This is a genomic window from Xanthomonas sp. WHRI 7064 (genome assembly GCF_040202355.2).
Lineage (GTDB): Bacteria > Pseudomonadota > Gammaproteobacteria > Xanthomonadales > Xanthomonadaceae > Xanthomonas > Xanthomonas arboricola.
The window spans coordinates 746846-759391 of sequence record NZ_CP167821.1; the positions used below are offsets into that span (position 1 = coordinate 746846).

Annotated in this window: 8 protein-coding genes and 1 other RNA gene; 6 read left to right on the forward strand and 3 right to left on the reverse strand. The window is 63.8% G+C overall.

Annotated features, from left to right (window positions below):
* Positions 1-56: 56 nt before the first annotated feature.
* From ABQY74_RS03230 to ABQY74_RS03240, 3 genes are read right to left on the reverse strand one after another with little or no spacing between them, the layout of a single operon-like run.
* Positions 57-476: an STAS domain-containing protein gene (locus ABQY74_RS03230; RefSeq protein WP_005923815.1), complete on the reverse strand. Its 420-nt coding sequence runs from the start codon at positions 474-476 to the stop codon at positions 57-59.
* Complete coding sequence (locus ABQY74_RS03235; protein WP_005923812.1) at positions 473-904, reverse strand: ATP-binding protein; 432 nt, start codon at positions 902-904, stop codon at positions 473-475. Before ABQY74_RS03235 ends, ABQY74_RS03230 begins: the two co-directional genes overlap by 4 nt.
* Positions 904-2853 carry a SpoIIE family protein phosphatase gene (locus ABQY74_RS03240; RefSeq protein WP_349793484.1) on the reverse strand — a complete coding sequence of 650 codons (1950 nt, stop codon included), beginning with the start codon at positions 2851-2853 and terminating at the stop codon, positions 904-906. The genes ABQY74_RS03235 and ABQY74_RS03240 overlap by 1 nt, the downstream gene beginning before the upstream one ends.
* A gap of 297 nt (positions 2854-3150) precedes the next feature.
* Between ABQY74_RS03240 and ABQY74_RS03245 the strand changes: the two genes are divergently transcribed.
* The 6 genes from ABQY74_RS03245 (at position 3151) to ABQY74_RS03270 (ending at position 12132) form a co-directional block, all read left to right on the forward strand.
* Positions 3151-3750 carry a hypothetical protein gene (locus ABQY74_RS03245; RefSeq protein WP_179464996.1) on the forward strand — a complete coding sequence of 200 codons (600 nt, stop codon included), beginning with the start codon at positions 3151-3153 and terminating at the stop codon, positions 3748-3750.
* On the forward strand, positions 3747-5069 hold the full coding sequence (locus tag ABQY74_RS03250; protein ID WP_349793366.1) for an XVIPCD domain-containing protein: 1323 nt from the start codon (positions 3747-3749) through the stop codon (positions 5067-5069). Before ABQY74_RS03245 ends, ABQY74_RS03250 begins: the two co-directional genes overlap by 4 nt.
* Positions 5070-5155: 86 nt before the next feature.
* A non-coding RNA gene (locus ABQY74_RS03255) (sX9 sRNA) lies at positions 5156-5231 on the forward strand.
* Between the two features lie 888 nt (positions 5232-6119).
* Complete coding sequence (locus ABQY74_RS03260) at positions 6120-7121, forward strand: arabinogalactan endo-1,4-beta-galactosidase (protein WP_349793368.1); 1002 nt, start codon at positions 6120-6122, stop codon at positions 7119-7121.
* A gap of 395 nt (positions 7122-7516) precedes the next feature.
* A complete protein-coding gene (gene aceE / locus ABQY74_RS03265; protein WP_349793370.1) occupies positions 7517-10204 on the forward strand; it encodes a pyruvate dehydrogenase (acetyl-transferring), homodimeric type in 2688 nt (895 codons plus the stop codon).
* Between the two features lie 557 nt (positions 10205-10761).
* Entirely contained in the window at positions 10762-12132 is a 1371-nt protein-coding gene (locus ABQY74_RS03270) for an RES family NAD+ phosphorylase (protein ID WP_349793372.1), read from the forward strand.
* Positions 12133-12546 lie beyond the last annotated feature (414 nt).

The window sequence follows — 12546 nt, forward strand, 5'->3', positions numbered from 1 at the left end:
CGAGCGCGCCGTCTACATCCAGCCGGCGTCGGTTCGCGGTGCGGCGCTGGCCGCGCTCAGGCCTCGGCGAAATGCGGCACGATCGGCGTATCGCCTTGCGCATGCTGTTCGATGACCTTGCGCTGCATCGCCGCCAGGTAGGCATCCAGCTCTTCGGTGGAGGCAAAGACATCGCTCAGCGGCACTGCCTTGACCATGTCGAAGACCTTGCGGATCTGCGGCTGCGGGTTGGTCACCAGCACCTTGCCCTGGCGCGTGGCCAGTGCCTTGCGCGCCTTGAAGATGCAGCGGATGCCGGCGCTGGAGATGTATTCCAGCGCGGTCAGGTCCAGCACCAGCGTGGTGATCAGGGTGCCCAGCAGCGGCGACAGCGCCGCGTCCAGATCCTGGTAGGTGTGGGTGTCCAGGCGCCCGGTCAGGATGACGCGTTGACGGGTGTCCTGCGGCGGGTCGATCTGGATGGCGAGCGTGGTCATGACAGTGCCTCGGGGACGGGGGCGTACGGGTGGAGCAGGGTGACGCGCACCACGTTGTATGCACCATCGCGGCGGTAGTCGATGTGATCGGCGAACTGATGCACCAGGAACAGCCCCAGCCCGCCGATCGCGCGCTCGTCGAGCTCGGCACTCAGGTCCGGCATCGCGGCGGTGGTCGGGTCGAACGCACTGCCGGGGTCGTGCATCTCCAGCACCAGCGCCTGCGGGTCCAGCTGCAGTTGCAGGCGCAGCGGCTGCTCGGCGCACTGGCCGTGGGTGAGCGCATTGCAGCCGAGCTCTTCCACGATCAGCCGCACCTGGCCGATGCGCTCGGCGTGCAGGCCTTCCAGCGTGAGCGAGTGTTCCAGCGCGTCGTTGGCGCCGGCCAGCTGGGCCAGCGAGGGCGCGATGGCCAGGTCGAGCTTCATCAGGTCGTTGCCTTTCCGGGTGCGTCCCGGCCAGCGTCTGCGACCCGCCCAGCATGCTCCTGGCGCAGCCGGATCGCCAGCAGGGTGATGTCGTCGTACGGGTCGGCCTGGCCGGTGAAGTGGGCGATGTTGGCGATCACCGCCTTGCACTGCGCCGCTGCGCTACGGCGTGGCCGCAAGGCGCCGAGCAGGCGCTCCAGCCCATAGCTGGCGCCCTGCTCATCCATCGCCTCGGTCACCCCGTCGGTATAGCCCAGCAACGTCTGCCCGGCGCTCATGCGGCCCTGCAGCACCGGGTAGGCCACCTGCGGCTCGATCCCCAGCGGCGCGCCGGTGTCCAGCGGCAACGGCCGCGCGCTGCCATCGATGTCGATCAGCACCGGCGGCTCATGGCCGGCACTGGCCAGCCAGTAGTCGCCGCTCACCACGTTGATCACCCCGCACAGCACAGTGGCGAACATGCAGGTGTCGTTGTTTTCGGCCAGCCGCGTGGAGGCGGCGATCAGGATGCTGTCCGGGCGCGTATGCCGGCGCGCGGCGATTTCCAGCACGCTCACCGCGCGCGCCATGAACAAGGCGGCCGGCACGCCCTTGTCGGACACATCGCCCACCACAAACCACAGCAGCCCCGGCTCGGTCTCGACGAAATGGTAGAAGTCGCCGCCCACCGCCTTGGCCGGCTCCAGCCAGGCGCAGGTTTCCAGATGCGAACTGGCGCGGTCGAAGGTGCGCCCGGAGGGCAGCATCGCCTGCTGGATCTCGCGCGCAATCTGCAGCTCGCTGTGCATGCGCTCGCGCGCGGCGGTCATCTCGCCGATCTGCGCGATGTGGTCGCGGATCGCATCGCGCGCGCTGTCGAACGCACGCGCCATCACGCCCACCTCGTCGCGGCGTTCGATGTGCTGCAGCGGGTATGCGAATTCGCCACGGCGAAAGTGCTCGGCGGTATCGGTCAATTCCTCGATCGGGCGCGTCAGCTTGCGCGTGATCCGCCCCATCAGCCACCACCACACCACCGCGCCCAGCAACGCCGCCAGCGCCACCCACGCGGCCAGCCAGTTCAGGCCCGCTAGCACATAGCCTTCCGAGGCGGACAGCACGAAGGTCCAGCCGCTGCGCCCCACCGCCGCGCTATGGGTCAAAAAGCGCTCGCCATCCGGCGCGGTGTGCGCGAACGAGATCGGCTGGCCTGCCGCCACCGCGCGCTGCAACGGCAACAGGTCGGGCCGCGAATGCGCCACGTAACGCTCCAGCGTGTAACGCAGGTTGAGCGCCGGGTCGGGGCTGAACACCAGCATGCCTTCGGGCGACAGCAGCATCGGCTGGATGCCGATGTCGCGCGGCAGTTGGTCGATGATCTCGCGCAGGTGCTGCAGCGGCAGGTCCACGCTGACCATGCCCACCGGTGCGGCATCCACCGCATCGCCCGGGCGGTGCAACGGCAGGTTGTAGCTGGTGTACAGCGCATTGCCGCCATTGGTGTTGAGGTACGGCTCTGACCACCACGCGCGTCCTTCGCGCTGGGTGCGCAGATACCACGGCATCGCGCGGTAGTCGTAGCCCAGGTCCTGCACCGATTTCTCCAGCACGCGCGTGCCATCGCGATGCACGTACCAGACAAACCCGGTGTCGCGCGCCTTCTGCGTGCGCGGCTCGATGATCAACCGCGCCGCACCGATATCCGGGTCGCCGCTGAGCGTGGCCAGCAGCAGCGCGCGCAGATTGAACGGCTGCAGCCCCACCGCGCTGCTGCTGGCCGCCAGCGTGCGGCCGCTCACCTGCACCGAGTCCAGCATCGCCGCCAGGCTGCGTGCGGTCTGCTCGGTCAGGCCATCCACCTCGGTGCGCGCCGCCTCCACCAGCTCGGCGCGTGCGCCCAGGTAGAACACCGTGCCCAGCAACACCAGCAACACCACCAGCACCGCGGTGGCGGCCAGCAACACGCGCATGCGCAGGCTGTGCCGCCAGTGCACCCGCGGGGTGACGGCCACGCTGTCGGCTGGCGATGTGGGACCCGTGGCGATGGCGCGCTTCCGTGGTGGCGGATGGCCCCGATCATGGCAGTTTTGCGGCCGCCGGCAACCGGCTCACGGCCGCCTCATCCTCAGCTGCCGTAAATTGACCCCAGCGGGTCAAGCAAACTAGATTGACTCCCCCTATCGCCATGGAGGCCGGCCTTGCGCCAGATTCTGACCCCGAGCCTGCTGGCCCTTTTGCTTACGGCCTGTAACGCCCCGGAGACCAGCATGACCCAGACCCAATCCCCCGCAACCGAGGCCGCCGCAGAAGCCGACGTCGAGGCCGGTGGCCGCGGCCTTGCCAAGTTGAATCCCAACCCGCGCAAGGCCTACGAGGTCACGCTGACGCTGGACAAGGCGCCCGGCGCCTTCGGCCTGGTGCAGGGCGCGGCGCAGTACGACGTCAGCAACGAAGCCGAATGCGGCAAGATCCAGCCCGAAACCGGCACCGCCGGGCGCATCACCAGCCAGGAAGACTTCGCACTCAAGAAGATCTCCGACACCGAGTACCGCGGCACCGTCTATCTGGACCTGATGCAGGACGAGGACTATTACGGTCGCGGCGTCTGCCACTGGGAATTCAGTGGTGCCAGCGTGCTGCTGAAGGCCACCGGTGCAGAGGAAGAGACCCGCTTCCTGTCGTTTATCGAAGGCAAGACGGTGCAGGCGCAGCAGGCGTCTACTGAGTATTACTGGAGCGAGCGTTATCCGCGTTCAGAGATGAGTGATTTCCCGGACATGGGGAAGCACAACGCTGAAGAATTCAAGCCAGAAATTCGCGACAAGCTCTTCACCATCACGTTGGCTGCCAAGGAAGTTGCGCCATGACCATCCCATCTCAACAGTACGCTGGCTTGTCGGAGGATGTTTACAAGGATCGTGCGGTAGGTCGGCGCGCGCCTGGCCAGGAAGAAGTCGTCACGATTGAAGGGCAGCGTTACGCCGTTCTCGAGCACGTCAACAACAAGTCCAACGGCTATCAAGGCACCATCTATCGTCGCGAAGGCAGTGGCGAGATCGTAGTTGCGCATCGAGGCACCGAAGGCGCAGTCAATGATGTTCTCACCGATGCGAAGATGGTCACCTCGCGGACCAACCCGCAAGCAGCAGATGCGTTGGCGCTGACCAAGAACGCATTGGGCTACGCAAAGGAGCTTGGTAAGGAAGAGGGGCGCACTCCCGAAGTCACCGTCACCGGCCACTCCCTGGGTGGTGCGCTTGCGCAGGTCTCCGCGCACCACTACGACCTCAAGGGCGAAACCTTCAACGCCTACGGTGCAGCCAGCCTGAGTTACCGCATTCCCGAAGGCGGCAACAGCGTGATCAACCACGTGATGGCGTCGGACCCGGTCAGCGCGGCCTCGCCGCATTTCGGGCAGGTGCGCATCTACGCCAAGCCGGATGAAATCGCCACGTTGAGCGGCGCCGGCTACAGCAACAGCAAGGCCAATTTCCTGATTCCCGACTACCCGCTGGTGGCGGCCGGCGGTTCGCTGGGCGCGCACAAGCTAGGCAACTTCCTGGGCGAGCATTCGGCGCTCACCGACCCCAACGCGCGTCCGCTTGCCGAAAAGAACGCGCGCATGATCGACGAATACCGCAGCGATGTGGACGGGCTGCGCACCGGCACCACCATCCTGACGCGCAGCGCGCGCGGCCTCGGCCAGGACGCCATCGACGCCATCCGCGGCCCGCTCGCTCCGGGCGAGCCTGCCAAGCGCGACGCACGCGAGCATGGCAACGAGCACACCTCGCTGCGTATCGACCAATCGGGGCATGTGGGCAACGCCCTGTTCCAGGACGCGCAGCGTGGCGTGCACGCACAGGACGCACGTGCAGGGCGCGCGCCCGACCAGCAGAGCGCCCAGTTGTCCGGCTCGCTCGCCTCGGAAATGCACGCCGCCGGTGGCCAGCGCATCGACGCGGTGATGATGAGCCCCGATGCCGCACGCACCTTCGCCGTGCAGGGCCGCGTGGACGACCCCGCGCAGCTGCGCGTCAGCGTGGAAACCATGACCGCGATGAACACCCCGCTGGAGCAGAGCAGCCAGCGCGTGGCCGACAATGCCGCACGCCAGTCGCTGGCGCTGGAGCAGCAGCAAACCCAGACCCAGCAACAACAGCAGGGCGCACGCGCGCTGGGCTGAGTGCGCTCAGGCATGCATGAGCGCGGAGCGGTCGACAAAACGGCTGCGCAGCCGTCAGGTGGGCGCAGCCCTTGTCCGGAATCGGCATGGACCAATGGTTCACTGCAGTGCCGGGTGCGCCGTTCGCACCATCTGACGGCCGCTCGCTACGCGCTGGTAGTCGCGCTTGATGCGGTGACTGCGCCCGACCCGCAGGCCTGACGCGGCGACGCTTCGATCCGCCAACTGCCGCGATCGCGTGGTGCACAGAAAAAATGCCGGCTTGCCCGGCGTTTTTCGTTTCGGTCGCTGCCGAGCCATGGACGCGAGCGTGTCGAGTGCGCTGAGCGGGCAGGGCAGCTGGAAGGCGGGCAGTCTTCACCCGTCGGGCTGCTGCTGTCGAGCTGGAATCGCAGCTTGCCGCGTAGCGCCGGTGACGGTGATCGAGCCAGGGTGGTCGTTCCAGAATCAGCTGTCAGCCACAGCCACAGCCACAGCCACAGCCACAGCCACAGCCACGCATCCGCAGTCACGCATCCGCAGTCACAGCGCAGCCGCAGCCGCAGCCGCAGCCGCAGCCGCAGCCGCAGCCGCAGCCGCAGCGCGCGGTGAGCGGTGAGTGGCGTGCGTACGGCGATGGTGTGCGCTTCCAGCAACGCGCCCCGGTGCCGGGAGGCCCACAGCACGTCGCCGCACCGCATCGCATCGAGCCCAGGTCTGCTTGTGCTGCCCTAACAGTCGACCACGCCTGTCACCTCAGCGACCGATCGCCAGTAACAGACCCGCTGCGCACTATCGCGCCGGTTTTCTGTTGCACCCGCACAACAATGCGCTGGCGAAAATATCGCCAGTTCGCTGGCGCAAGGTGTTTGCCGCCGCGAGATATGCCGCAACCACGCAGCAGCTATAGCGAGCGCGACCGCATTGCGCCGCCGTGCTGCAATCGCCACCGTTTCGCGGCGTGTCTGGCTGCTGCGGGCAGCGCCACATCGCCACAGGCATGCGGCGAATTCAGGGGGATCAGGCAGGGCGCCACGTGGCGCGACATCCATCGATCAAGGGAGAGGGTTCATGCACGTTTTTCGCAAGGGGTACCACCGTTTGCTACTGGTGCTGCTGCTGGGTGGCCTCAGCGCCGGCGCCGGTGCGCAGGGCATCGCCAAGGGCGCCGATGTCAGCTGGCTCAACCAGCAGGCCGCGGCCAACCCGCCGCAGGTGTTTCGCGATGCGGCCGGCAACACCACCGACTTCATCAAGCTGTTCAAGGATGTGGGCGGCAACGCCATCCGCCTGCGCGTGTGGGTCAACCCGTCCGGCGGCTGGAACGATGGCCGCGACACCCTGGACAAGGCCAAACGCGCCGCCGCGCAGGGCATGCGCATCATGATCGACTTCCACTACAGCGACAGCTGGGCCGACCCCGGCAAGCAGACCAAGCCAGCGGCCTGGGCGGGCCACTCCGTCGCCCAGCTCAATACCGATGTCTACAGCCACACCCTGGGCATCCTCAAATACCTCAAGGACAACGGCATCACCGTCAGCTGGGTGCAGGTGGGCAACGAGATCAACAGCGGCATGCTGTGGAACGAGGGCAAGACGCCCAACTTCGCCACGCTGGGCCAGTTCATCAATAGCGGCTACAACGCCACCAAGGCGGTGTACCCCAACGCCAAGGTCATCGTGCACCTGGCCAACGGCTACGACAACGCCAACTTCCGCTGGTTCTTCGACAACCTGCGCTCGGCCGGCGGCAAGTGGGACGTCATCGGCATGTCGCATTACCCGCCGGTCGGCAGCTGGCAGGACTACAACAACCGCCTGGACACCAACATGCGCGACATGATCTCCCGCTACGGCAGCGACGTGATCGTGGCCGAGGTCGGCATGGACTGGCAGCAGGCCGCCACCACCCGCGCCATGCTCACCAACCTGCTCAGCCGCAGCAGCGCCATCGGATCGCGCGTGCTCGGCATCTTCTACTGGGAGCCCAACGCCTACCCCGGCTGGCAGGGCTACACCATGGGCGCGGTCAACAACAACGGCCAACTGACCGAAGCGCTACAAGCGTTCTGACCCGCCCGCCGCCGTAGGAGCGCACCCGGGCGCGACGGGCTTTACCGGTAACGCCCCTCGCGCCCAGGTGCGCTCCTACGGGGCGCCAGGCGTAGGAGCGCACCCGGGCGCGACAGGGCTTTGCCGGTAACGCGTCTCGCGCCCGGGTGCGCTCCTACGGGTATGCGTGTCGGTCCATTCCGGCCGGCGGCCCTTATCCTTTGGTCGTATACCGGCAGCGCCCGCTGCACCGGATCGTCGTCCCAGCCGGCACCGGTACCCCACCCGCGCACAACACCGTCCCATTCCATACGCACCCGTAGCGAGGAATGGCAACAGGTGCGTGCGGTACACTTGGGGGTTCACGAATTCACGATGTCGACACACCCGCGGGGTGTGTCCCCCCGGGAGCGCTAATGAACTGGTTGAACGAAGTGCTGCACAACGATCCGAACCCGCTTGAGACGCAGGAGTGGCTCGAATCGATCAAGGCCGTCATCGACGTCGAAGGCCCGGAGCGCGCCCATCAGCTGCTGGAAGGCATGGTCGAACAGACCCGCCGCGCCGGCGCTTACCTGCCGTTCTCGCCCACCACCGAGTACGTCAACACCATCGCACCGGCCAACGAGGCCAAGAACCCCGGCGACTCCGCGCTGGAGTGGAAGATCCGCTCGATCATCCGCTGGAACGCCATGGCCACCGTCGTGCGGGCCAACCGCAAGCCGGGCGACCTGGGCGGCCACATCGCCTCGTTCGCCTCCAGCGCCACGCTGTACGACGTGGGCTTCAACCACTTCTGGCGCGCGCCCAGCGACCAGCACCCGGGCGACCTGCTGTTCATCCAGGGCCATAGCGCCCCGGGCGTGTACGCCCGCGCCTTCCTGGAAGGCCGCATCAGCGAGGCCCAGCTGGACAACTTCCGCATGGAAGTGGACGGCCAGGGCATCTCCTCCTACCCGCACCCGTGGCTGATGCCCGAGTTCTGGCAGACCCCCACCGTGTCGATGGGCCTGGGCCCGCTGGCCGCCATCTACCAGGCGCAGTTCATGCGCTACCTGGAAAACCGCGGCCTGATCGAGAAGTCCGACCGCAAGGTATGGTGCTTCATCGGCGACGGCGAGAGCGACGAGCCGGAAACCCTCGGCGCCATCGCCCTGGCCGGCCGCGAAGGCCTGGACAACCTGATCTTCGTGGTCAATTGCAACCTGCAGCGCCTGGACGGCCCGGTGCGCGGCAACGGCAAGATCATCCAGGAACTGGAAGGCGTGTTCCGTGGCGGCGGCTGGAACGTCATCAAGCTGCTCTGGGGCGGCTACTGGGACGCGCTGCTGGCCAAGGACACCGACGGCGTCCTGCGCAAGCTGATGATGGAAACCGTCGACGGCGAATACCAGAACTGCAAGGCCTTCGGCGGCGCCTACACGCGCGCCAACTTCTTCGGCAAGTACCCGGAGACCGCGGCCATGGTCGCCGGCCTGTCCGACGACGACATCTGGCGCCTGAACCGTGGCGGCCATGACCCGCACAAGGTGTACGCCGCCTACCACCAGGCCGTGAACACCAAGGGCATGCCCACCGTGATCCTGGCCAAGACGGTCAAGGGCTACGGCATGGGCTCGGCCGGTGAGGCGCTCAACCCCACCCACCAGACCAAGAAGCTGGACGACGCGGCGGTCAAGCACTTCCGCGACCGCTTCAACATCCCGGTGACCGACGCCCAGCTGGAAGACGGCCAGGTGCCGTTCTACCACCCCGGCGAAGATTCCCCGGAAGTGCAGTACCTCAAGGAGCGCCGCAACGTGCTGGGCGGCTTCCTGCCGTCGCGCCGTCCCAAGGCCAGCAAGTCGTTCGTGGCGCCCACGCTCGACAAGTTCGAGCGCCTGCTCAAGGACAGCGGCGAGCGCAGCTATTCCACCACCATGTCGTTCGTGCAGAGCCTCAACATCGCCCTGCGCGACAAGGAACTGGGCCCGCGCATCGTGCCGATCGTGGCCGATGAGGCGCGCACCTTCGGTATGGAAGGCATGTTCCGCCAGATCGGCATCTATGCCCCGTTCGGCCAGAAGTACAAGCCGGTCGATGCCGACCAGCTGATGTACTACCGCGAAGACCAGACCGGCCAGGTGCTGCAGCAGGGCATCAGCGAGCCGGGCGCCATCGCCTCGTGGATGGCCGCCGGTACCAGCTACTCGGTCTCCGACGTGCCGATGCTGCCGTTCTACATCTACTACTCCATGTTCGGCTTCCAGCGCGTGGGCGACATCGCCTGGCAGGCAGCGGACATGCGCACGCGTGGCTTCCTGCTCGGTGGCACCGCCGGCCGCACCACGCTCAACGGCGAAGGCCTGCAGCACGAAGACGGCTTCAGCCAGGTCATCGCCGGCTCCATCCCGAACGTGCGTAGCTACGACCCGACCTTCGGATTCGAAGTCACCGTCATCATGCAGCACGGCATGAAGGCGATGATGGAAGACCAGATCGACGAGTACTACTACATCACCCTGATGAACGAGAACTACGCCCACCCCGGCATGCCGGACGGCGCAGCCGAGGGCATCATCAAGGGCATGTACCTGCTGAAGGACGCCGGCAAGCCCAAGAAGGGCGAGCTGCGCGTGCAGCTGCTGGGAAGCGGCACCATCCTGCGCGAGGCCATTGCCGCAGCCGAGCTGCTGGACAAGGACTTCGGCGTCACCGCCGACATCTGGTCCTGCCCCAGCTTCAACGAAGTGCGCCGCGACGGCTTCGCCGCCGAGCGCTGGAACCGCCTGCACCCGGAGGCCGAACAGCGCAAGCCCTACGTCACCCAGCTGCTGGAAGGCCGCCAGGGCCCGGCAATTGCCGCCACCGACTACGTGCGCCTGTTCGCCGACCAGATCCGCGCCTTCGTCCCGATGACCTACAGCGTGCTCGGCACGGATGGGTTCGGTCGCTCGGATACGCGTGCGAATCTGCGCCGGTTCTTTGAGGTCGACCGCTACTACATCGCGCATGCGGCGATTGCTGCACTGGCGAAGGATGGCAAGATGACGGGTAAGGATGTGGCCCGGGCGATCAAGCAGTACAAGATTGATCCTGAGAAGGCGAATCCTGTTGGGGTTTGACGTAACAATAAAAAGGGTGTCCTCGGGCACCCTTTTTTATGCGTGAAGCGCCGCTCTTCGGTCGCTCATTGTCGACGATGAGCGAATTGGTATCGAGTTCGCTGACGATCCCGGATCGATTCGATGAGGAGAGCGCAACTGTGAAATGAGAGAGTGCAGCAGCATGGACCACCTCCAGATTACATAGCCAGCAAGCGGGGATTGCTAGGCATGACTGGAACGCTACTCCTCGACCATTGTTGGCCCAAGCCCTTCGTCTGATTAAAGATCTTCCAACTGCAGTAAATTTTTGCGCAAGTGTGATTTTCCGGCCTAGACAACATTCTCAACCTATGCGCTAAGTTGCATGATTGCCGGTGGCTCGCAAGCGCACGTGCTTGACTGAAGCCTGTTTTGAGATCCCAGCGTCTTGGTTTTGTACGCTGTGGAAAGACTAGCATCGCCTAGTGGACACGCGGCTTCCTTCGTGCAGACAGCCATGGCTAAGGGCCGGGACTGCTGGATTGATGAACAGTTCTATCTTTGCCCATGTGAAAAGAATATAGGTGCGCAAAAGTATGACTAAGCTAGTTTGTATTGACTGCATGTCTCCCAATGCTCTTAAGGACTTGCTCGCAGCTGAAGGAACTGCGGGGCAGTGCTTCTTCTGTCACGGTCAGAACCTTTGCATAACCACACGAGCACTTTACGACTATTTGTGGGATCGCATTCGCGAAAACATAGTGTTCATTGATAAGTTGTCGGACTATGAGCAGGCGATGATCTATGAGTGCGGTTCGGACGATATACAGATAGCCACAATTGATGTCGTCCTATCAGAGTGGCTGGGGCTCGGTGAAGATCCTTATATCGATGATGCTATCGAGAATCTTCCGGATGACTTGCGCCAAGATGAGTATGGTAACCAGCGTCATTTTTTCATGGACGAGGGAAATCTCGAGCGGAACCCCTATGACGACAAGTGGGTCGCCTTCGTTCGTGGAATAACTCACGTCCATCGCTTCTTCAATTCTGGCGCGTCGGCGTTTCTGGATAAAATATTTGCCGACCTGGTTGATGTAAAAGGCAGTATTGCCACTTCTCGCTTGCTAGTTCTTCAGCCGGGCGTCGCATTGTACCGCGCAAGAAAAGTTGACGGATTGGAAAGTGCACAGAAGCTTGCAGAAAATCCAGGTGCTGAGTTCGGTCCAACCCCGCCTTGGCTAGCCGGAAATCAGAGGATGACTCCTAGCGGAATTTCAGCGCTGTATTGCGCCCTCGATCGGGATACTTGCTTGAGTGAAATTAGATCAATTACGGGGGATAACGTAGTTTCTGTGGCTCTTAGTCCGATCAATTCAATGATCTTCCTGGATATCTCGAGGTTGGCAGACGGTCAGGCTGCTGATCTGAGCATGTTACAGGAGGGTTATCTGGATCAAGTACATCGCAGGAGCTTCATTCGCTCCTTAGTGAGTAAAATGTCCCGGCCAAAGCGAACGGGTGATGAGCTTACATACCTATCCACCCAAGTCGTGTTCGAGTACTTGCGAATGAAGATTGGAGAGACAGCTCAAGGTATCGCGTTTCCCTCCGTCCAGACCGGGCGCAAGGGGGTGAATATCGCCGTTTTTCCTGAATACTGCCTAATCGCCTCTTCAATAAGCGCCGATACAGACAATTCAATTTCGCAAGGCTCTGCGTTCCTTTCGGTAGTGCCGGACTCAGCTGTATTCCACAGAATTACAGCAATCTCGACTTCTGCTACTACCTACCTTTCTGCGAATCACCTGTTCATGGACGAACCGACGAAGCGTCGATTGGGCGATCATGGTACCGAGTCTTGGCGAGAGGCTGATCGAAAAATGCAGTACATGGAAACGGGAGGGGTGTCAGTCACGCCTAAGACTGGGCGCGTTAACCGATTCATGAGGCAGAGGCTCGGTTGAAAGTGGTAAGGAATCCAAGTGCTTGCTTTGCCATTTAGCCTAATTGCCACGAGGGGGGCGAGGAAAGTTGGATGGCTGCTTGGCGCGGGCATGAATAGATTCCGTCATTCTGGAAAGGACAAGGAGCGGGGCGAGTGGTTGCTAGACAACCACCTTCGTGGGTAGCTGCAAGCGACGGCGACAGGTCTGGCTGCTGGCGTTCCGCTGTGTGAGCGGGGAGCGGGAAGTGGCGCCACTAGCGGATGTCTCTGATTCCAGTGAGGCGCCAGTCGCAGGTAATACAGTGATAAAGATTCGCTGTTGAAACCGCCATTCCCGCCCACCCACATGCTTGGAGAAGAGTCGGTTCATAGCCACTGCATGATCCTCCGAACTGTAACGTCAAAGAATTGACGGAATAGGGCCGCGGGACTG